16 protein-coding genes and 3 pseudogenes are annotated in these 21,347 nt (G+C 57.7%); 11 read left to right on the forward strand and 8 right to left on the reverse strand.

Going from position 1 to position 21,347, the window contains the following annotated elements; genetic code table 11:
* The first annotated feature begins 3 nt into the window (after nt 1-3).
* Nucleotides 4-1,044: pseudogene (locus OHD62_RS33930) on the forward strand (IS110 family transposase).
* Between the two features lie 469 nt (nt 1,045-1,513).
* Nucleotides 1,514-1,762: a hypothetical protein gene (locus tag OHD62_RS35655; RefSeq protein ID WP_318528680.1), complete on the forward strand. Its 249-nt coding sequence runs from the start codon at nt 1,514-1,516 to the stop codon at nt 1,760-1,762.
* Here OHD62_RS35655 and OHD62_RS33940 read toward each other — a convergent pair.
* The 3 genes from OHD62_RS33940 to ectB all read right to left on the reverse strand — a co-directional run bounded on the left by OHD62_RS33940 (nt 1,759) and on the right by ectB (nt 5,235).
* The gene (locus tag OHD62_RS33940) at nt 1,759-3,234 is read right to left on the reverse strand and encodes an aspartate kinase (protein ID WP_263791901.1); all 1,476 of its coding nucleotides are present in this window, start codon (nt 3,232-3,234) and stop codon (nt 1,759-1,761) included. The genes OHD62_RS35655 and OHD62_RS33940 overlap by 4 nt on opposite strands.
* A 455-nt stretch (nt 3,235-3,689) precedes the next feature.
* Nucleotides 3,690-3,782, reverse strand: coding sequence for an ectoine synthase (locus tag OHD62_RS35895; RefSeq protein WP_263807399.1), 93 nt, complete (start codon nt 3,780-3,782; stop codon nt 3,690-3,692).
* A 145-nt stretch (nt 3,783-3,927) separates the two neighbouring features.
* Entirely contained in the window at nt 3,928-5,235 is a 1,308-nt protein-coding gene (gene ectB, locus OHD62_RS33945) for a diaminobutyrate--2-oxoglutarate transaminase (protein ID WP_263791902.1), read from the reverse strand.
* 489 nt (nt 5,236-5,724) lie between these two features.
* Here ectB and OHD62_RS33950 point away from each other — a divergent pair.
* Nucleotides 5,725-5,976 (forward strand): annotated as a pseudogene (locus tag OHD62_RS33950) (transposase); the annotation flags it as partial.
* Nucleotides 5,977-6,539: 563 nt separating this feature from the next.
* On the opposite strand, the pseudogene OHD62_RS33955 reads toward OHD62_RS33950, so the two are convergent.
* Nucleotides 6,540-6,759 (reverse strand): annotated as a pseudogene (locus OHD62_RS33955) (ATP-binding protein); the annotation flags it as partial.
* A gap of 931 nt (nt 6,760-7,690) precedes the next feature.
* On the opposite strand from OHD62_RS33955, the gene OHD62_RS33965 reads away from it, so the two are divergent.
* Nucleotides 7,691-8,026 carry a hypothetical protein gene (locus OHD62_RS33965; RefSeq protein WP_412177460.1) on the forward strand — a complete coding sequence of 112 codons (336 nt, stop codon included), beginning with the start codon at nt 7,691-7,693 and terminating at the stop codon, nt 8,024-8,026.
* 243 nt (nt 8,027-8,269) lie between these two features.
* Here OHD62_RS33965 and OHD62_RS33970 read toward each other — a convergent pair whose 3' ends face one another.
* The 4 genes from OHD62_RS33970 to OHD62_RS33985 form a co-directional block, all read right to left on the reverse strand.
* Nucleotides 8,270-8,437 carry a putative metal-binding protein gene (locus OHD62_RS33970; RefSeq protein WP_318528733.1) on the reverse strand — a complete coding sequence of 56 codons (168 nt, stop codon included), beginning with the start codon at nt 8,435-8,437 and terminating at the stop codon, nt 8,270-8,272.
* On the reverse strand, nt 8,430-8,726 hold the full coding sequence (locus OHD62_RS33975; RefSeq protein WP_263791904.1) for a DUF2604 domain-containing protein: 297 nt from the start codon (nt 8,724-8,726) through the stop codon (nt 8,430-8,432). Before OHD62_RS33975 ends, OHD62_RS33970 begins: the two co-directional genes overlap by 8 nt.
* 584 nt (nt 8,727-9,310) lie before the next feature.
* On the reverse strand, nt 9,311-10,663 hold the full coding sequence (locus tag OHD62_RS33980) for a CapA family protein (RefSeq protein WP_263791905.1): 1,353 nt from the start codon (nt 10,661-10,663) through the stop codon (nt 9,311-9,313).
* A 187-nt stretch (nt 10,664-10,850) separates the two neighbouring features.
* Nucleotides 10,851-11,198: a hypothetical protein gene (locus OHD62_RS33985; RefSeq protein WP_263791907.1), complete on the reverse strand. Its 348-nt coding sequence runs from the start codon at nt 11,196-11,198 to the stop codon at nt 10,851-10,853.
* Between the two features lie 479 nt (nt 11,199-11,677).
* Between OHD62_RS33985 and OHD62_RS33990 the strand changes: the two genes are divergently transcribed.
* From OHD62_RS33990 to OHD62_RS34020, 7 genes are all read left to right on the forward strand, one after another.
* The gene (locus OHD62_RS33990) at nt 11,678-12,889 is read left to right on the forward strand and encodes a M20 family metallopeptidase (protein ID WP_263791908.1); all 1,212 of its coding nucleotides are present in this window, start codon (nt 11,678-11,680) and stop codon (nt 12,887-12,889) included.
* Nucleotides 12,890-12,924: 35 nt separating this feature from the next.
* Nucleotides 12,925-13,395, forward strand: coding sequence for an Lrp/AsnC family transcriptional regulator (locus OHD62_RS33995; protein WP_263791910.1), 471 nt, complete (start codon nt 12,925-12,927; stop codon nt 13,393-13,395).
* Nucleotides 13,396-13,666: 271 nt separating this feature from the next.
* A complete protein-coding gene (locus OHD62_RS34000) occupies nt 13,667-16,141 on the forward strand; it encodes a GcvT family protein (RefSeq protein WP_263791912.1) in 2,475 nt (824 codons plus the stop codon).
* Between the two features lie 685 nt (nt 16,142-16,826).
* Nucleotides 16,827-18,305 (forward strand): NAD-dependent succinate-semialdehyde dehydrogenase, encoded by a 1,479-nt coding sequence (locus tag OHD62_RS34005; RefSeq protein ID WP_263791935.1) that lies wholly within the window; start codon nt 16,827-16,829, stop codon nt 18,303-18,305.
* A gap of 12 nt (nt 18,306-18,317) precedes the next feature.
* A complete protein-coding gene (locus OHD62_RS34010) occupies nt 18,318-19,724 on the forward strand; it encodes an aspartate aminotransferase family protein (protein ID WP_263791914.1) in 1,407 nt (468 codons plus the stop codon).
* Between the two features lie 231 nt (nt 19,725-19,955).
* A complete protein-coding gene (locus OHD62_RS34015) occupies nt 19,956-20,783 on the forward strand; it encodes a GlxA family transcriptional regulator (protein ID WP_263791916.1) in 828 nt (275 codons plus the stop codon).
* Nucleotides 20,784-20,795: 12 nt separating this feature from the next.
* The gene (locus OHD62_RS34020) at nt 20,796-21,026 is read left to right on the forward strand and encodes a helix-turn-helix domain-containing protein (protein ID WP_318528681.1); all 231 of its coding nucleotides are present in this window, start codon (nt 20,796-20,798) and stop codon (nt 21,024-21,026) included.
* Nucleotides 21,027-21,347 lie beyond the last annotated feature (321 nt).

A 21,347-nucleotide genomic window follows, 5' to 3' on the forward strand; every position in this document is an offset into this window, starting at 1 on the left:
GCCATGAAGTATTTTGCCGGACTTGGCGTGTCTTTGGAAGAGACCGCGATCTGTGTCGTCGACGAGAGTGGCCGGATCGCGAAGGAAGGGCGGGCGGCGAGTGAGCCGAGGGCGCTTTATGAAGCCTTGCGGAAAATCGATCTGCCGCTGGAGCGCATCGGGCTCGAAGCTTGCTCGCTGAGCCTGGCTTTATGACGGTATTCGCGCCGAAGGATTGCCGGCGATCTGCATCGAGACCCGGCAGGCGAACGCGGCGATGAAAACGATGCCGAACAAAACGGATCGCAACGACGCCCGCGCCTTGGCGCAGATCATGCGCACCGGCTGGTATCGGCAGGTGCATATGAAGAGCCAGCAGTGTCGGCTCTGGCGATCCCTCCTCGTCGCACGACGCACGGTCCTCAAGGAAATGCGGACCATCGAGAACGTCGTCAGGGCAATTCTGCGGGAGGCCGGCATCAAGCTTGGCACTCCAGGCCGCGCAGCCTTCGCTCATCGCGTGCGCGAACTGAATGGCGCAGATACGGTCATCATGGCGCTTGTCGAGCCGCTTCTGGCGATCGTGGCAACGATGTTGCGCGAGTGCGGGCGACTGACAAAACAGGTCCTCAATATCGCCCGCAAGGAGCAAGTCTGCCGGCGCCTCATGTCCGTGCCCGGTGTGGGACCCACCACCGCGCTCGCCTTTCGTGCCACGGTCGATCAGCCGGACCGCTTTCGCCGATCGAGGGATGTCGGAGCGCATTTGGGTCTGACCCCGGCACGCTATCAATCTGGCGAGACGGACATTCAGGGCAAGGTAAGCCGATGCGGTGACGAGCTCGCCCGCGAGGCCCTCTATGAGGCGGCTCATTCGCTGCTTGTTGCTCAGCAAGAAATGGTCGAGCCTCAGAGCGTGGGGTATGACCGTCGCCAAGCGGCGGTATGGCCCGAGCCCGAGTTGCTGTTGCCCGCAAGCTCGCTGTCATCCTGCATCGCATGTGGAGCGATGCGACAGAATTCCGCTTTGGCAAGGCACCCGGCTCCGTATCGGCCACGAAATAGGCACAACGGACCAACGAAGGAGGAGTTGATTCCGCCCGAAAGGGCGTGGGCCGGTTCCCGTGGGGACGATGGGCAAGGCGATCTCGTTAGCAGGCACGATCCTAGGACGAACTCTCCTAAGGTCGTTCAACAGATTGAGACGCCTCGCTCTACTGACCCCATCATGCGGCGGCCTAACGTCGACCGCGAAGAAAAGCGAGTGACCCGCGGGGCGACATGGTCCGGAAAATTATTGGGAGGAGCTTGACCTCAACGACCCCAATCAGAGAAGCCTGCTAGCAGTCGCTCAAGGCACGCAGGCCAAGCCAGGTTCTTTCGATCCATTTCTTGAAATCCTCCGAAAACGGGGGCGCTGCACGAGGCGTATCGGCCATTTGAAAAATTCGGATCCGCCACGATCTCTCGGACCGAAGATGTCTGCGCGCTCTAGGCACTCGACCATGTCGAGCGACGCATCGAGCATGGGGAATTGTCGGCACTGGAGGCGATCGACATCCTGCTGTCGGAAGAACTGCCGCTGCGCGAGCACAGCCGCATGAAGACCGCTCCAGATGGTCTTGTAGCAAACGACGATCCCGCGATCGATAAGGGCCGATGTTCCCACCCGTTACGGCGATTTTCGCGCAACCGAAGTCTGCGACGTGTTCGAGATTCCACGATGCCGGTGGTGACGCTGTGCAAATCAATCATCGGCCAGATGCACGTAACTCAGCCTTAGCGCTCCACGCCGGACGACGGCTGCGCTGCAAGAGGCAGCCGTGAATCTTCGATCAGAGCGCCGTGAAGCGCCCTAACAGCATCGTCGAAGCGGGATTCATCAACTATGAAGATTATATCTACGCTGCGCATGAGCTGATGGATGCCCAGGACCTCTATGCAAGCATCCGCTAGCGCTTGCACAGCAATGAACGTTAGGCTTTGGAGATTTAGGTCGCTTCCGATGGCCGAGACAATGCTCACCTTCTTTGTGACAATATCAGCCGTCGGAAAGCTTTCCTCTAGAGCCTGGACAGCGGGCGCGATTACCTCGGGTGCCGCGGAGAGATAATGCGTGATGGTATTTGCGTTTGATGCCTTAGTGACGACGCGGACGTCATAGCCTTTCAACTTCTTCAGAATCTCCGCCTCATATTCGTTCACACCCACCATATCCTGCTCGAAAAACTCTAGGGCGTACACTCCTCTGAGGCCGGTGATAATCTCTGCCTGCGGTGTGTCAGAGACGTAGTCGCGCGTAATGACGGTTCCTTCGTCCCCAGGTTCGAAGGTATTCTTGAAACGAAGAGGTATATTCGCATGGCGCAGCTCCTTGGCTGCAGCCGGATGTATCGCCTCCACTTCGAGGTTAGAGAGGTGATCGGCGACATCATAGTTGGTGTGGCCGATGGTGCGGACCCGTTCAATGCCGACAATCTTGGGGTCAGCTGTCGAAAGATGGTACTCCTTGTGGATTATTGCCTCCCTGGCGCCTGTGAGTACGGCGATCCGGGCGAATGTAAGCTCGGTGTAGCCACGGCCATAAATCTGCACCAGGCCACCTGGGCATCGGCTGTAGCCCGTGATGATCGGCAACTGCTTGCCGAGGTCGATCGCGGATAGCGCCGTCTCGATTCGCGCGTCAAGGCTCATTTCAGTTTCGTCAAGCCAGCCCGTGATGTCCACGAAGATTGCCTCCACGCCAAGTGTCCTGAGGAGCAGTGCCGTGTTGTGGGAACTGTGGGCTTCGCCCTGCGCGGCGAGAACTTCGCGCACCGTATCCAAGTGCTCTTCGAGCCTGAAGGGGCCATATGAACAAAGCCGCTGCAGATCCAACAGGCAGCTACGCACTCCTTCAATGCGGTCGCGAACAAAATCATCGGCGACGCGCCTTTCCGGCGAGCGGCCGAAGACTTCCGCATTGATCCTCCTCATCTCACGATGGACCTCTGCGATCGCTTCGACCAAAGCCGATCTTGATCTGTCGCCCGCAAAACGCGCATAGGCGCCGGGCTTGCCAGTTTTCTTGTGCTCGAGGAGCAGATCGGTCATTCCGCTATAAGCGGATACGACGAATATCCGGTTGTAGAGTCCGCTCCCCTTTCGTCCTCCGACTAGGACGTTCTCGAATACGGCAGCGGTGTTGGAGATCGACGTGCCTCCAATCTTCTCGACAGAGTGGGCGCTAGGCTCGCGGTTAGGCAGGAGATTCACCTCAAAAATCCTTTTCGGCGAGGTGGGTTGGTCAGTTGACAACCTGCAGCACCAGCAAGGCGCCCATAGCCGCTATTTCGCGGCAAGACGTCATGCATGCGCGCTGACGCCCACACACTCTTTTCCTTCTGACGTCGCTCGCAGCGCTGCCATGCCCTGCGAAGGTTCTCCGAAACGCCAGCGATGGGCGGTAGATCGAATCCACGCGTCGTCGTACTTTCCTGGTCTGCGGATGTGCTAGCGCAGGGGAAGCCACGACCTCTGGCATGACGAGCGACTGCGGAGAGGCGGAGGAGCCGAATACTCTCCATGTCGACGCTCATTAACCTTTTCTGTAGCGACATCAGATCGCCTCAGAGTCGAGAGGATACGCGCCGGTCTCATCGTACACCTCGCTGCCGGCCAACGGAGGGACGAAGAGGTAGGTGCTTATCGAACGCGTAAATGATGTTCGGTCACACGACATGGACCTCATCCGCTTGGGAACCCTCGATAGAGCCCGTTCCCGAGATGCAGTAGATCGCCTCAAGGTGGTTCCCATAATGCATCCTGAGCCGGGCGTCCGAATTAATCCTAGTGATATGCTCATCCCATCGTTCTTGAGGAGCAACCGCACGCTTTCCCAACTCGTCGTCTCGACCCGCCGGGCTGTCAGTTTCTCCTCATGAGATCCCTGACGATCATCATCACCTCTCAAGCTGCCGTGTTCACTGCGCTGCCCATCACGCTATCGATAGCGTCCTCGAGGATGTCGAGACCTCGGCTAAGTTGAGCCTCCCCAATGACGAGGGGCGGCAGGCATTTCACGACCTCATCTTTGGGACCAGCGGTCTCGACAATGAGGCCCATCTGAAAGGCGTTGCTGATGACCTGCCCCGCAACCTCGCCAGACTTCAGATCGATGCCCCGCATCATGCCACGACCTTTAACTGACACTCGCTCTGGATCATACTTCTGCGCAATCTGCTCAAGGCGACTTTTCAGCAAATTGCCTTTACCCCTGACGGACGCTGCCAAGCTGTCCGTTCGCCAGAAGTGCTCTACGGCTGCCCGGGCGGTGACGAAAGCATGACAATTGCCGCGGAACGTCCCGTTGTGCTCTCCCGGTTCCCACTTGTCGAGTTGTCGATCAATTAGGACGAGGGCCATAGGCAGGCCATAACCCGATATCGATTTGGCCATTGTGACGATGTCCGGTCGGAGACCGGCCGCCTCGAAGCTGAAGAACGCATCGGTCCGGCCAACACCCGCCTGAATGTCGTCTACGATCAGCAGAGCTCCGTGTTTGCGCGCAATTGCCGCCACCTTGCGCAGCCACTCCGTCCCGCCGACATTGAGGCCGCCTTCGCCCTGAACTGTCTCGACAATAACCGCCGCTGGGGCGTCCACGCCACTGGAGGGATCCGAGAGCAGGCGGTCAAGGTAGTCAGCGGTGTCCACACTGGACCCAAGATAGCCGTCATAGGGTAGCCGCGTCACGCCGCCAAGAAGCTGGCCAGCGGCTGCGCGGTGATATCGGTTGCCGGTGCAGGAGAGAGCGCCAAGGCTCACGCCATGAAAGCCGTTGGTGAAGGCTATGATGTTGGGCCGACCAGTGATCTTGCGAGCTAACTTGAGGGCAGCCTCGACCGCGTTGGCGCCGGTCGGACCGGGAAACTGCACGACGTAGTCTAGTTGTCGCGGCCTAAGGATCGTCTCGTGGAATTCTCGCAGAAAAGACTCCTTAGCTTCGTTGTATAAATCAAGGCCATGCGTTATGCCGTCGCCCGCAATGTAGTCTGCGAGCGCGGCCTTCAGCTCAGGGGGGTTGTGCCCATAGTTTAAACTTGAGCAGCCCATGAGAAAGTCGAGATAGGCCGTCCCATCTCGCGCAAACAGCTGAGCCCCTCGAGCCCTCGCGAAAACGACGGGAAAGCTGCGGGCGTAGCTGCGAACTTCAGACTCAAGATGGTTGAAGATCGCGAATTCCTCCTCGCGATCCGGTGCACTTTGGTCAGTCATCGTTGCCTCTCTATTTGGATACTAGGTAGGCAGACCGGCGGGAATGCCTGCAATGGGGTTCGTGGTCGAACCAAGGAGCTTGTCGGATTGGCGCACCCAGGTCCGAGCCACAGCTCAACTTGGACGAACACCGGTGCCGCCTGACCTCGCGTTTCACGAAGAGGACTTCTCAAAAGTCATGCCAATTGCGCCGACGGAGCCTTAGAAATATTTTTCTGATTTTTGTTCAATGACTTGGCCCGGAGTCCATCAGGCAACTAGGCCGAAACGTGTCGCGGATTCGACAAACGCGACAGTAGGGGTCGTTTGCCCGGCGTTTTCTCAGGCATGGCGGGTCGTGCCCCGCTGAGTGGTGTAACTCGGCGGTGACGAAGCCGCTCGCTAGCGCGCCCTCAACAGCGCTGAAGCGAGCGAGCGGCGTAGCGGCGGTCATCGATGTTCCCGATAGGGTCGGGTTGCTGACACCAACCTGATTCGAAGGAACCATCGATGACCGACGACATGATGAACCTGCTCACGCTCGTGGAGAAGACCCCCGACGCCGATATCTTGCGCGAGATGATCGGCTTTGCCGGCGAGCGGCTGATGGAGCCGGAGGTGGGCGCCGCCACCGGCGCCGGCTATGCGAGAAGAACCCGCTGCGCATGGCTCAGCGCAACGGCTACCGCGACAGACTGGGAGCCGCAGGCCGGCACCGTCGAGCTGCGCATCCTCAAGCTCAGGAAGGGCTCCTATTTTCCCGGTTTGCCGGTCAAGACCGAAATCCAGCACGCCGCCGAACTTGGCCTCGTCGCCGCGCAGGGACGCGGAAAGGTTGAAGACATCATCGCCGCAGTCGAGGCTGACGACGACGATAGCCTGCCGACTTTGGCAAAGGCAGCCTTGAGACCGCTCGTCGCGCAATTGCGCACAAACGGAAAGCGATCAAGGCCTGGCACACGCAGATCGAAATGAGCCGGCGACTGGCGACGATCCCCGGGATAGGTGTGCTGACCGCATCCGCTATTGCGGCGACGGTTCCCGCTGGGCCGGATATCAAAGCACCGCTACATCCGGCGCATGCTGGTGATTGGCGCGACTGGCATGCTTCGCTACGCGCGAGCAAAAAGCGCGCCTGGCGCACAATGGTCTGCTTGAGCGTCGCCCGCCGCGTCTGGTTACGGTCGCTATGGCCAACAAGATGGCTCGGATCGCATGGGCGTGCGTATTCCGACGAAGCCGGCCATCGATTCCGATTTGAAGCCGGCCATTTTTTCGGACTGATCCTGGGTCTCGTTGATGTTTGGATTGGGTTTCGTTTCAGGTCAAGCTTGGGCTGTTTCAGACGCTCTTGGCGAGCGCTGTTTTCGCATGCTTTCACCGGTGAGATCGATGCGATAGGCGTTGTGAACGAGGCGGTCCAGAATGGCATCGGCCAGAGTTGGGGTTTGCAATGATCTCGTACCAGCGATCCAGAGGCAGCTGACTGGTGACGATTGTCGATCGGCGTTCGTAGCGGTCTTCAATGATCTCAAGCACATCACGCATCCGCCCCAGAATGCATGATTGGGCGAAGCGGACGCCGTTCTCGACTTTGGATTTGTCCTTCGGCCGTCTCGGCCGTGCCGGCAGGACATCGACACCATAGTGGGATGCCATCATGCCGTAGCTGCGGTTGATCTGGAAATCGTAGAAACTGGCGCGGCTGATGACGCCGTTGCGAGTGAAGAGTTTGTTCTCGAGCGCATCGTCGCTAAGTTCGCCCGGCAAGGCCCAGCTCAATCCAACCGCCGCTGCGCGCTGCAGATTATCCTACACCGTACTGCGCGCTATTCCCAACACGACGGCAATCTCGCGGGAGCTCGTCCCGCTTCCGGCAAGCCGCAGCATTTGTCGTAACTGTCTCATGGTCAGCCTTCTCTTTGCCGGCATCAAAATCTCCCCGTTCATCGCGGGGCATTTGATGCCAAAGTTGCTGACCCAGGGGGTAATGTTCAGTGCCGAAAATTGGCGACTTTTGATTGGAATGGTGGCCGGCTTCAAATCGGAATGGCGGCCGCCTCCACGTCGGAATCCGCATGGGCGATCATAACGAGGCAGGAAACCTTCAGAGTACCCGCGACAGCGGTGTAGCAGGAGGATCACGGATTAGTTGAGATAGGGGAGAGCTACAGGCCTACCAGAGATCGTAAGGGTGAATAAGACGTGATGCCAACCGGTCGAACCGGGATCGGGAAAACTCGCCGATAGCCATGCGGATTATCAATACCGCGTAATAGGGATTGAGACCCGATCCGCGCACTTCCATCAGGGCCAGCCGTAATCAATGCCGCATCAACAGGCCGGGCACATGACCGCACCCGATCGGGAGGTGGAAAAGCCAGAGTCTCTCTTGCGCGGCAGGAGCCAATGGTATGGACCCCGCCTTCCAGGCGCGGTGAAATCTCGAACGCCAACTGCAACGAAGGAGGATGTCTTGCAGATCGTTCGAATAGGTGTGGATCTAGCGAAATACGTCTTCGAGGTTCACGGTGTCGACTGCCACGGGAAAGTTGTCGTACGCAAAACGCTACGCCGCCATGCGGTAGCCAGCTTCTTCGCCAACCTGCCACGATGTCTGGTCGGGATGGAAGCCTCGAACGGAGCGCATTATTGGGCAAGAGTGCTTTCCGATCTCGGCCATGAGGTTCGGCTGCCCTCAGTTCGTGACACCATAGATCAAGTCGAACAAGAACGACCGGAACGATGCGGAAGCTATCTGCGAGGCGGTCGGCCGGCCATCAATGCGCTTTGTGCCGCCGAAGTCGACTGATCAGCTGGCAATCTAGGCCGTTCATCGCATTCGTCGGCGTCTGGTCGCCGACCGGGTCAGACTCGTCAATCAGATTCGTGGCCTCCTTTCCGAGCATGGAGTGGTCATTGCCCGCGACATCCCACGGCTGACGGGAAGTGCCATTATGTCGGCAGGGGTGAAGCCACCGAACGCGACGGCTGTATCGGGCGCGTTGCACCGAGGAATGCCGGGCCAAGGCAAATTGCCTTGACGCATCACTCCTCATGTGAGCTTCGGGCTTGCGAAAATGAAGAAAGCGCTCGGGAAGCTCGCCTCGATCAAGAAGCAGCCCTGAGCCCGATAGGCATCAGCATATGGCCTGAACCGGCCGATCTCCCGGTCAAACTTCGCTCGGGAGACCTTCGGATCCACAGTTTGAGGTTCAGGCACCTACGATGCCCACCTTTAGACTGAGGAACAGGGTCAAAGTGTTGGGGAAACCGAATTCGCCAACCTTCTTGTCGACGTCGAGCAAGTTGCCGGCCTCATCCTTGAATTCCCAATTCTCGGCCGGTTGGGCCACGTTCTGGGTGTTCTCAAGGGCTTTGGTGCGAACGACGTGAAGCGGCTGGTGGGGATTGGCTTCGACCCGCGTGGGTTGGCCGTTCACCACAACGGTGATCTCGATATTTCCTGGGCCGCTGCCATGATTATCGCCCTTACCCGAACCCGTGGACATTGTCCTACTCCTGTGGCTTCCCAACAGGCCCTAAGACGCTAGTGCCGACCTATTGGTGAGCGGACTGGCGGTCTTTGATCGTCTACTCGGCGCCACGGACCGCGAGTACGGGAAGACAGGGTTAAGCTACCGAATTGGTGCTAATTTCTTTTTATGCGTGACTTGAGCAGCAAGTAAATAGGCCAGAATATCTCTTCACAACAATAATGACTAGAGCAATGCAAAAATATTGGCGATATTGATGTGCCAGAAGGCGGTCTTTTTCCGCTCTAGCTGGATACGACAAGGCCTGGGACGCTCCAGCTTCCATCTGAGAAGTGGCTGCGCGATCTGCGTGGGGCGAACGCAGCATGGCGTCGAAGATGTTCGATGAAAAACCGCCATCGTTCGACGAGGTCCTTGTCGCACTGTATTTAAAGGGGTTCTGCCTCAATCTTGCATTTTTAGGGCAATAGCCAACTCCGGGCGAGGGTCCCCCTGAACCGGCCTCGCGCTCCCCACCCATCCCCTCTGCGAAGACAAGTTTCGATTTATCGGCCAGTTTATCCTTGAAGCACCGTTGAAGATAACACGGAGTAATCGACTCAAACTGCGATGAGACCGATATCACCGACGATTGTGATTTTCGTTCCGAAAGGCTTTGAAAGACTTTGCAGCCGTTCGAGAATGGACTTCGATTGCTGAGAACTTGCAAGGCTCGGTATTCCGCGTTTTGCCAATCGTTTGGAATGTCCCAGCTCCACAGGGTACAGCCGGAGTTCCTTGAGCTGGTTGCGTTCAAACCTCGTGACCGTGATAATGCTCTCGTAGAAGACCGGATCCGTAAAACCTGGAGCTGTGTCGTATCCACTTGTCATCTCGGCGACCGTCACCTCGGCGTCAGTATGAAGCCGTGGATCCTTCCCATAAGTCTCAAACATGTCGATACCTATTGGAGTTCGAAGGTCATCGATCATGAAGTTGGCGAGGCTGTAGAAAATGGGCCGGCCGTTATAGACTTCAATGCCGCGAAGTTGATGAGGTCCATGAGCTACATAGGCGTCGGCGCCGGCATCAATCGCAGAGCGTGCGAATGCCTGTTCATAGTCTGCAGGCTGCTGGCTCCAATTGCCTGGCTCATGCCCGTGGTTCGCGAGAATGCAGAAATCGGAGTATTGCTTACCACGGCGAACATTCCGCAGAATGGTCTCGACATCCTTCGGGTTCGGCGCGTAGCTAAAGCCCGGAGTGCTGCCGGCAATATATGTCGTCTCGGCCAAAATGACTTTGTCGAGGTGCTGCTGGGATAGCTTGTAGCCTGGCAGAGCGTCCCGTACCCGCCTCAAATCCTCCAACATCGTTTGAGGTACGACCACATTTCTGGTGAGACGCAGGGGGTTTATGCCTGGCCTTCCCGGAGCCTCCGCTGCCGGATCGGCTGCCCTCGACTGAGGCGTAAATGTTGCAGCGCATGACACAAGGCCGACTCGACCACGGGGTGTTTCAAGGAAGCGTGCGGCGGCCGCTTGTGACAGATTCTCGCCAGCGCCCGCGTGGACTATGCCGTTCTTTTCGAGGGTCTCTATGGTTTCTCGCATGCCCTCGACCCCCCAATCGAAGGTATGATTGTTCGCATAGCTGACGACGTTGAACCCCATCTCCTTTAGGTCGGGACCGAGCGTTGGCAGGCTTGCGTGATAAGCGCCACCAAATTCCGCCTGTGGACTGCCCCTGAAGGATCGAATATCGAAGATATTCGTCTCCATGTTTCCCAACGTTGCGTCTGCATTGCGCAGAATTTCAATGACCTTATCAAATCCTGGGTGTCCGCCTTTCGTCAGCGGTCTTGTAACGATGAGGTCGCCGACGGCGACCATCGTGAAACCGTCATCCACGCTCGTTTCCAAAGACCCGACCAGGTCATAACTGTCTAAATGTTCTTCAGCCTGTGTCGTCATGATAGATCCTTTGAGAGAAAGAGTGTCAGAACGGACGCAACCTGCGCTCGCGTTTGCTTATAGAGAAAACGGCGTTTTGCCGTACAAGCGACCCGCTTCCGGCTGATGGTTGTTCAGCCTCTTCCAAAGATGCTTGAAACGTCGGCACGCTCAATTAAACCCCAACCGATCGCCGCAATTCCGCATTCTAAGCGACCATCGCGCGGAAATTACCTATCGTTCGTCGTGATGTGAGAGATTTTCGCACACGCACCCCCGCGCGGGGTGTTGGGGGACAGAGCGTGAAGCTGTTCCGGATCGCTCCTGAGAACCGGCGCGATGCGGAGCGGTTTTGCAGGATCGGGTAGCCATCATCGATGTCAGTGCGACGAGTTTCGCGAATCGGCGCGCAGCGGAAACTGAGATCGCGCAAAGGCTTGGCCATATAGATATTGTCCCATATTTGTAAACTGACCCCAAAAAGTTCGATGTTTGCGTGGCGGCCGGCTTCGACGAGATGGATGAAGTCACCGGCGATGGTTCCGCCGAATTGCACGACGACGGCTCGATCAAGATCACATTCGCATACCACAACGGCGACGAAGCCGTCCTCAAGGCAATACGACAGTATGCCTACCCATTGCTAGACGCGGTGCCGCGACTTCAGAGGCAAACGCGGCCTCAGGCAAAAAAGATGGCCGAGACAGCATCCGAACCTTTCGGTCGGTTGCCAATTCTACCAAGGGTCCACGAAACCGTTTGGCAAAGCCACTCTGTGGCAAAATGCGACATAATTCGCCCAATACCCTGGAAATGGCGCGGGGGCGCCGCGCTACTACGATGAAATACGCGGAATAAACGCACGTGCTCTCAATATGGTGATACCCATTCGAGCATTCAGGGAACAAATGTCGACTATAGCAAATTCGCTGATGGTACGCTCAGCATCGCCTTTACTCCCAAAACTAGAGGCGATGGCCGCACTGTCGTGCATATTCACCGCGGTGCGGCACCTTCTCCAAACATGAGACTTGGATGGTTTCTCAGCTGACAACAGAACGGCTCGGCTCGGCGCTCGACAGCGCCGAGCGGGACGCCATCATCGAGCTTCGCCAGGCGATGCATCGGGAGCCGGAACTCTCCAACTGTGAGTGGAAAACGCAAGCTCGAATCCGAGAGATCCTTGACCGCCACGGACTGAGCGGTTCCGTCCCTTTCCACAATACCGGCCTTTACGTGGATATCCTAGGCCAGGCGAACGGCTTGTCGCGGTCAATCGCCGTTCGAGGCGACATTGACGCCTTACCTATCCACGAGACGCGCGACGACGTCCCTTTCCGTTCACAAGTTCCAGGCGTCATGCACGCATGCGGCCATGACATCCACGCCTCGGTGGCGCTAGGAACAGCGTTGGCTTTGCACCGCCAGCGGAACCGTTTTTCCGGCAAGGTCCGAGTCTTCTTCCACCCCGCCGAGGAAGCGGAGCCGGTCGGAGGGCGCTCGGTCACGAGCGAAAACCTGCTTGGTGGTTTCGACCACGCTATTGGGATCCATATAAACCCTAACCTCCCGGTCGGCGTCTTCAACGCCCTGCCCGGTGCTGTGAGCAAATCAGCGGACCAGTTCTCAATCACATTCATCGGCCAGATGGCGCACGGGGCCATGCCGCACAAGGGGGTCGATGCCATCGCCATTGCCGCCGCGTTTATCTGTGAGGTTCAGAAGGTCGTGTCACGCGAGTTCCCAGCCCGGGACGCAACGGTCATCACGATCGGCAAGATAAAGGGCGGAGAAGCGGCGAACATCATTTGTCCCGAGGTGACTGTAGAAGGCACGATCCGGACGCGGACGCGCGATCGAAGGCAAATGATCAACAAGAGAGTGGCAGAGCTGGCACACGGGCTGGCTGCACTTCACCATGGCCGAGCCCGCGTCGACCAGATCCGTGGAGAGCCTGCCGTAGTCAACGATCCTGGGCTCGTCGCGCGTTTTCAAAAAATCGTTGTCAAAGCAGAGGGCCAGACCGCACTGTCGACTGACCCGCAGGAAGAGGGCAGCGATGATTTCGGCTATTATTCGGAGACGGTGCCTTCGATTTACTTCTGGTTCGGCAGCCGCGAGCCCGGCAACGAGTCGTTTCTGCACACACCGACCTTCGGCGCATCGGACGATCTTCTTGCTCCGACCACAGACGCGGTGGTGCGTCTTTGTCTGGATTTACTGGCAGATGTTCCGGCCATCGGTTAGAAGCGCGAGGTACTTGCCCGCTCTCGGAGGCATTTTTGAGTACTGAAGACATCGACGATTACGACAGAAAAATCCTCGCGATCATCCAGCTGGACGCCGAGCTTCCAGCGTCGACGATCGCCGAAGAGGTGAACCTGTCCGCCTCGGCGGTCCAGCGTCGCATCAAGCGCTTGAAGGACTTGGGGGTAATAGTCGCAACGGTTGCGGTAGTCGACGGCAAGAAAGTCGGCCGTCCGCTAGTGTTTCTGGCTGCCATCGAGGTTGAACGAGAACGCAAGGACTTGCTCGGCCAGCTTAAGAAATGGCTGCTGGGGGAGAGCTATGTCCAGCAGGCATTCTACACCACAGGAGCATCCGACTTGACCGTGGTTATCACAGCGAAAGATGTCGAGGAGTACGACCACATCACCCAGATGATGGTTGAGATGAACCCGAATATCAAACGCATCAACACAAGTGTCTGTCTGCAGCTCTACAAACGCGGAAGTGTAATCCCCACAGACTGACCGGAAGGCCGCCCACGCTTTTTTGCAGCGACAAGGTTGACGCGAAACCATCCCCAGAAACGGCGTCTGCCCGCCAGGCGCAAGCCGTAGGCCAAGTCCACGAGCTTTCGGCGAGGACGGCGCCTGATAGCCGCAAAACCTGCCCTTTCGTCGCGGCCAACACTTTAACTCCGCGAGAAATACGCGGAATATCCGCGTGGAAGGCCGGCTAAATTTCGTCACGGTTTATACAGGAGGGCGCGTACGGCCCTTTATTCAATCACAGGGTTCCATGACACATTTCCCATTCTTGCGCCCCCGCGCTACAGCAGCCCGTCACCATGAGATCGTTATTCTGGGAGGCGGCATAGTTGGCGCGAGCGTTGCGTATCATCTCGCGAAGCTGGGCAAGAAAGATGTTGCGATCTTGGAGCGGAACACGCTGACTTCAGGCTCCACTTGGCATGCGGCTGGTCTGATCATGCAGACACGTGGCACACATTCGCTGACCGAAATTGCGAAATACAATGCTGAGCTTTATGACGCCCTTGAAGCTGAAACAGGCCAGGCTACCGGGCTGAAGCGCAACGGCACACTCGGCGTCGCCCGGACCAAGGATCGTCTTCACGAGACCGCCCGCAACGCGTCGGTCGCCAAGAGCTTTGGACTTGAAGCCCATATGATCTCCCCGGCGGAGGCCAAGGCGCTTTACCCGGCAATCGACGCTTCAATCATCGAGGGCGCGGTGTTCATCCCCCGGGACGGGCAGACAAACCCGATCGACACGTGCATGGCGCTGGCAGCGGGAGCGAAGCAGAATGGGGCCCGCATCTTTGAGAACCAAGAGGTAAAGGACCTTTGGCGGACGCCGGAAGGTCTCTACCAGCTTCAGACCGACTATGGGGTCATCGAGGCGGAAACCTTGGTTTTGGCCTGCGGGCTCTGGACACGGGACCTGGCAGCGCGGTTGGGCGCACGCGTGCCCCTGTATGCGGCCGAGCATTTCTACGTGGTCACCGAACCTATGGACTTCATCCCGCCGACGCTTCCAGTGCTGCGCGATACCGATGGTCACGTGTACCTAAAGGAAGACGCAGGCAAGCTCCTGATCGGCGCTTTCGAGCCTTGGGGCAAGCCTGTCGCGATGGAACGCCTGCCCAAGGATACTGCCTTTATCGAACTCTGGGAGGATTGGGATCATTTCGAGCTGCCTATGACCAAGGCCATCGAAATCGTGCCTGGGCTCGCCAACGCCGGAATCGCGAAGTTTTTCAATGGCCCTGAGAGCTTTACGCCAGACCTGCTCTTCATGATCGGCGAGGTTCCGGGACTGAAAAACCTTTACGTGTCGGCCGGCTACAATTCCGAGGGTATCGAGTTTGGAGCGGGAGCCGGGAGGGCTCTGGCCGAATGGATCGTTGCCAAGTCACCGCAGATGGACATCAGCTTCGTCGATGTGGCCAGGTTCCATCCGTTCCAGATCAACAAACGCTACCTGCACGATCGCACAGCCGAGGTGCTCGGCCTTCACTATAAGATGCATTGGCCAAATTATCAGCGGGAAAGCTCGCGCGGGGTCCGCAAAAGCGCCCTCCATGATCGTTGGGCGAAACTTGGGGCAAGTTTCGGGGAGGGCATGGGCTGGGAGCGTCCAATGTGGTTTGCCGGAGAAGGCCAGCCCACGGAGAATGTCTATTCGTATGAGGAACCCAATTGGTTCAAGTACACCGCTGAAGAATGCCGTGCCGCGCGTACCGATGCAGTGCTATTGGACCAGAGTTCTTTCGGCAAGCACCTTGTCCAGGGCCAAGACGCCTGCCGCTTTCTCCAATGGCTCTGCGCCGGCAATGTCGACGTACCAGTCGGCAAGCTCGTCTATACGCACATGCTCAACAAGAAGGGTGGCATCGAAACCGACGTAACCGTCAATCGACTTTCGGAAACCGAATACCTCATCATATCGTCGGCCACTGTCCACCCACGAGACACCGCCTGGATTCGCAAGCATATCACCAGCGACTGGAACGTGACGCTGACGGACGTTACCTCGGGCTACGCGGTGCTGTCGCTGCAGGGACCAAAATCCCGCGAGATCCTCTCCAAAGTCACCGACACTGACCTTTCAAATGAAGCATTTCCATTCGCCACCAGTCAGGAGATCGACGTCGGTTACGCGCGAGTTATCGCGAACCGGCTCACTTATGTCGGAGAACTGGGCTGGGAGCTCCATATCCCCACAGAGATGGCACAGCACGTTTTTGACATCTTGTGGGAGGCCGGAAGCGAGCATGGGCTAAGACCGGCCGGCTACCACGCGCTGGAGCATCTCCGCTCCGAACGAGCATACCGAGAGTATGAGCTTGACCTCACCCCGGTTGACACACTGCTTGAGGCCGGACTCGGCTTTACGATTGACTGGTCCAAGCCCTGTGGTTTTCAAGGCAAGGATGCCACGGAGGCCCAGAAGGCGGCCGGCACGCCGCGAAAACGGCTCCTCTCATTCAAGCTGAGGGATCCAAAGCCCCTGCTCTTTCGCGAAGAGCTGATCCGCTACAATGGTGGCATTGTCGGCTACATCTCCTCTGGGGTCCGGAGCTTTACCTTGGGGTCATCGATAGGGCTGGGCTACGTCAACCACGCTGATGGCGTCAGTCGGGGGTGGATCGACTCCGGAAGCTGGCAGATCGAAATTGCTGGCAAGCTGTACGACGCGGACGCTTCGCTTCAGGCCTTTTTCGACCCTAAGGGCCTCAGAACCAAGGTCTGACGGGTTCGAGGCTCCCAGACAGTCGTAGAGATGCTGAAGATGAAGGTAACCAGGCGTCTGTTCAGTCTTTATCTCGGCCCTGGGTTCTCCCTACAGGCTTTCTCTTCCGCAGTTGAGGCCTTAAGGCTCGCCAACGAAGTGCTTGAATCAGAAAGTTACGCTTGGCGAATTGTCTCCGACGACGGACACCCTGTGAGATCGCGTTGCGGGCTTACGATCTCCGTCGATACGTCGCTCAAGGAGGAACGTGGACTTCTTGGCAAAGGGGCTTTTCCCCCTCGGTCGCTGTAATTTGCGGGGGTAGCTACCCCCTTCCTGTAAATCGAGCCGTGCATGGCTGGTTGCGGGAATGCCGGGCTAGAAAACTGTATCTGGTCGGAATCGCGAGTGGCGTCTTCAGCATCGCGCAGACAGGTCTGTCGACTGGACGAAGATGCGCAGTGCACTGGGAACATTCCAAGTGTCCGCAGCGGTTCAATCTGCTTATGAGATCGACGGAGACACGTCAGGGTTGCTGGAAGCCTTCCTTGGCGGTCATTGCACGACAGACAAAGATAAGATGGAGAAATCCGCAGAAAATGCCCGGTGTTCGCAGGAAAACGCCTAGATGGCCTGGAATTGCGCCGCCAACCGAACCGCTCGCGCGGTTAGTTTGATGGAAAATCGAAAACTGACGGAGTTACACATGAAAGGTTCAGCAATCGCCGCACTAAGGGGGCTCAAACGGCAGGACCTGCTGCAAAAATGCGCCTATGTGGGGGGCGCTTGGCTCTCCAGGGCTGAGACACTCTCGGTGCTGGACCCGGCTACTGACGAGGAACTCGCTCAGGTGGCTGCCTGTGACACGTCTGACGTGGACAACGCAGTCAACTTTGCGAAAACCGCATTTCTGCGATGGCGCGATGTACTTCCTGCGGAACGGGGCACACACCTGCGGAAATGGGCCGCCGGGATGCGTGAGAATGCTGAAGACCTTGCCGCAATCATGACCGCCGAGCAAGGCAAACCCTTGGCCGAGGCCCGGGGTGAAATTTCATATGCCGCTAGCTTTCTTGACTGGTTTGCAGCGGAGGGCGAGCGAGCATACGGCGAGACCATTCCGAGCCATCTTGCCGGAAGTCAGTTGGCCGTGCGGATGCAGCCGATTGGAGTGACCGTCGCAATCACGCCATGGAATTTCCCGTCGGCAATGATCACCAGAAAAGCTGGGGCCGCGCTGGCTGCAGGCTGCACCATGATCGTCAAGCCCGCCCCGGAAACGCCCTTGTCAGCTCTGGCGCTGGCCCGTCTTGCCGAGGAGGCAGGAGTGCCAACCGGCGTGTTTCAAGTGATCACGGGAGAGGCTCCCCCGCTTTCAAAGCAGCTGTTGGATCATAGCGATGTGCGGGCATTCTCCTTCACGGGCTCGACCGAAGTCGGTCGTATGCTGCTCGAGCAATCGGCAAAAACCCTCAAGAAGGCTTCACTTGAACTTGGCGGCAATGCTCCTTTTATCATTTTCGATGACGCACCGTTGGAGACTGCCGTGGCTGGATGCATGGCAGCCAAATTCGCCACATCCGGCCAGGACTGCCTGGCAGCCAATCGGATCTATGTCCAGCGGGGAAGCTATTTGCGCTTTGTGGAAGAATTCGCGAAGGCCACCAGTAAACTGAAAGTCGGGCACGGATTCGAGCCTGGTGTCGACATTGGCCCAATGACCAAACCATCTGTCGCCGAAAAGTGCAGGCGACAGGTTTCCGAAGCTCTTTGTGCTGGAGCCCGCGTCGTTGTTGGCGGACAGGACAGCCCACTCGCGGGCAATTTCGTCACCCCGACTGTGCTCGCGGACGTCACAGACGACATGCTGGTTGCCAAGGAAGAAACTTTCGGTCCGGTGGCGGCAATCCTTGTTTTTGATGACGAGGCAGAGGTGCTCGCCCGGGCCAACAACTCGGAAATGGGCCTTGCGGCATATGTCTATACGCGGGACCTCAACCGCGCCCTGCGGCTGACCGATCAACTTGAGTATGGTATGGTCGCAGTCAACATCCCAAAATTCACCGGGGCTCCCATACCCTTCGGCGGATGGAAGCAATCCGGCCTCGGCCGCGAGGGATCGAGACATGGACTCGTCGAATATCTCGAACCCAAATATGTGTGCATTGGCAACATCGCAGCCTGAAAGGAAAGCGCCTTGACTATCAACATCAAGGATATCAGCGAGAAGGACAGAAACGCTGTCCTACACCCTTTCACGCAACTCAAGGACGTTGCCACCGGCAAGCTAGGCGAGCCAACGATCGTCGAGACCGGGAAGGGAATCCGCATTCAAGACGCGCATGGAAACAAGTTTATTGATGGTTTTGCCGGTCTCTACTGCGTCAATGTCGGCTATGGCCGCACCGAAGTAGCAGAAGCGATCTCGCGTCAGGCCTATCGGCTCGCTTATTACCACTCGTATGCGGCGCACACGACGGACGAGCTCGCGATTCTCTCCGATCGCCTCGTGAAGATGGCACCTGGCAAGATGAGCAAAGTGTTCTACGGTATGTCCGGCTCGGACGCCAACGAGACCAAGGCCAAGCTTGTTTGGTACTATAACAATCTGCGTGGCAAGCCGAACAAGAAGAAGATCATCTCGCGTGAACGCGGCTATCACGGCTGCAGTGCCGTGTCCGGCTCAATGACGGGCATGAGCTTCTATCACGAACACATGGACCTGCCGCTTCCGCAGATCGTTCACACAGGTATTCCACAACATCACTACTGGGGCGCGAACCCAGGCGAGTCCGAACGCGAGTTTTCAGCGCGGCGTGCCAACGAACTTGACCAGTTGATCGAACGCCTAGGCCCGGACAATGTGGGCAGCTTCATCGGCGAGCCGGTGCTCGGCACCGGCGGCATCACGCCTCCGCCGGAAGGTTACTGGCAAGCAATCCAGCCCGTGCTCAAGAAGCACGATGTGCTCCTCATTGCAGATGAAGTGATAACTGGCTTTGGTCGGACCGGCTCAATGTTCGGCTCGCAGCACTACGGGATCGAACCAGACCTCATTACCATCGCCAAAGGTCTGACTTCGGCCTATTTCCCACTTTCGGCGGCAATCGTTGGTGAAAAGGTCTACAAGGTGCTGGAAGACGGGGCTGACAGGGTCGGCGCCTTCTCGCACGGTTACACCTATTCGGGTCATCCGATTGGAGCTGCCGCGGCCAACGCGGTGCTTGACATTGTCGAGAAAGAAGATCTTCCGGCGAACGCTCGCGAGGTCGGTGCATTCTTTCAGGCGCAGCTGAGGGCGAAATTCGCGCAGCTGCCGATCGTCGGTGAAGTGCGCGGCGTAGGCCTCATGGGCGCAATCGAGTTCGTGACCGATCGCGACAAGAAAACGCGTTTTGATCCCTCTCTCAAGGTTGGTGCACGAATTTCCAAGGCAGCGCGTGAACGCGGTCTGATCGCCCGCGCCATGCCACACGGCGATATCCTCGGCTTTGCCCCACCGCTCATTACTACCAAGGCTGAGGCGGAAGAGATCGTTGCAATCGCCGAAAGCGCAGTGCGCTTCGTTATGGATGAGCTTACACGAGACGGGCTGAACATCTAGACGGCCGGCAGCCGAACTTGTGGTGGCGAGATGCCCTGAATGTCTGCCCGATAGGCGCAGCTTGGCCCTCTACGTAGCGCTTCACCGTGACATCGGCCCCTCCGCAAGGGGGCGGCGCCGAAAGCGCCCAAGACATGAGAGCAGAGCCTAGCTCGGAACCCGAGCCGATCGCCTCGGGCTTGGCACTCTTTCACTAGAATGCTGTCGAATACGGGAAAGGAACCAGCCGGGATGCTAGACATACAGTCCACATGCCGAAATTTTTGCTTTTACCTCCTGCCGGCCTTTTCGCTCCAGGCCTTCTCGTCGGCAGTAGAAGCGCTGAGGCTCGCCAATGAGGTGTTGGGGCGGGACGTGTATAGCTGGCAGGTCATTTCAGATGACGGGCAACCTGCGGCCTCGAGTTGTGGGTTAATGGTTTGCGCCGATTCTTCGTTATTATTCGAACGTGAAAAAGCTCGTCGATCGATCTCACCACCGGCTGTTGTTGTCGGCGACCGCAATGCTCCTAGTCCGCACAAACAGCTTGATGCCTGGCTACGAGAGTGTTGGAACCGTCGCGGCAGCCTCGTAGGGATAGGTAGCGGTACGATTGTGCTTGCTCGGGCGGGACTTGCAGAAGGGCGGCGTTGCGCGGTTCACTGGGAGCAATTTCCTATGTTCTCTGAACGGTACCCGAGTGTGCTAGCCGCTCAAACCGCTTTCGAGCGGGACGGGCAATTACACACTTGCGCCGGGGGCGACGCCCCCTTCGACATGTTTCTCGGCATGGTTGATCAGCATCATGGGACGACAGCCGTCAACCGTATTTGCGAAAAGGCTATCGCGTGCAGGACCCGTGCAGCGGGTGACCGCCAACGTCTGCCCCTTCATTCTCGAGTGCAACTCAACCATCAGGCGGTCATCAAGGTAATTGAACAGATGGAGGCAAATCTCACGGAGCCGTTGCTACTGGACGACTTAGTAGGATCGGCCGGCCTTTCCCGCCGACAAATCGAGCAGCTGTTTAGGCGGGAACTTGGATGTTCTCCGAGCCGCTATTATTTGGATCTTCGTTAGGAACGTGCGCACCTGCTGCTGATCAGTTCACGCCTTCCGGTCGTTGAGATCGCGATGGCTTGCGGCTTTGTTTCCGCATCGCATTTCTCAAAAGCGTACCGGGAGGTCTATAGATGCGCGCCGCATGAATCACGATTGCCAGTGTACAGCCGAAAGAAAATGCGGTCGACGCGGCCGGAGGGAAATAGAACCCGGCAAATCGACCGGAGGCCCGGTAACGCAGCAATTCCTAACTGCCACTAGCAGAGCGCCTCGTCATTCTATGAAGTCCGCCCCACTTGCTAGCACTGGCGACAGCTGAAGCCCCTCGGACGCGATGGATGGGATGATTTCGATATGATCCGACAGCCCTTTGTGCTCCGCGAATACCGCAGCAAGCTGTCCGTAATCCGCGCCGGAGCTCTCACCCAGGATTTCGGGTCGACGAGCAGGCGCTGTCGATCGGGGTTGCCGACCTATGTTCCTGCCCAGTTTTCTTGATGCTGCTCACCTGGTGTTCGACAACGCTGGAACCCGTCTCTCTGAAACTCCATGAATTACGTCGAAGACGAACTCAATTTCCTT

It is taken from the genome of Mesorhizobium sp. YC-39 (assembly GCF_025753795.1).
Classification (GTDB): domain Bacteria; phylum Pseudomonadota; class Alphaproteobacteria; order Rhizobiales; family Rhizobiaceae; genus Mesorhizobium.

Excerpts from the sequence above, each read along its gene's own strand:
- OHD62_RS35895 (WP_263807399.1), bottom strand. The coding sequence starts at position 3,782 with ATGCATTATGGGAACCACCTTGAGGCGATCTACTGCATCTCGGGAACG.
- ectB (WP_263791902.1), bottom strand. The coding sequence starts at position 5,235 with ATGACTGACCAAAGTGCACCGGATCGCGAGGAGGAATTCGCGATCTTC.
- OHD62_RS33975 (WP_263791904.1), bottom strand. The coding sequence starts at position 8,726 with ATGTCCACGGGTTCGGGTAAGGGCGATAATCATGGCAGCGGCCCAGGA.
- OHD62_RS33980 (WP_263791905.1), bottom strand. The coding sequence starts at position 10,663 with ATGACGACACAGGCTGAAGAACATTTAGACAGTTATGACCTGGTCGGG.
- OHD62_RS33990 (WP_263791908.1), top strand. The coding sequence starts at position 11,678 with ATGGTTTCTCAGCTGACAACAGAACGGCTCGGCTCGGCGCTCGACAGC.
- OHD62_RS34000 (WP_263791912.1), top strand. The coding sequence starts at position 13,667 with ATGACACATTTCCCATTCTTGCGCCCCCGCGCTACAGCAGCCCGTCAC.
- OHD62_RS34005 (WP_263791935.1), top strand. The coding sequence starts at position 16,827 with ATGAAAGGTTCAGCAATCGCCGCACTAAGGGGGCTCAAACGGCAGGAC.
- OHD62_RS34015 (WP_263791916.1), top strand. The coding sequence starts at position 19,956 with ATGCTAGACATACAGTCCACATGCCGAAATTTTTGCTTTTACCTCCTG.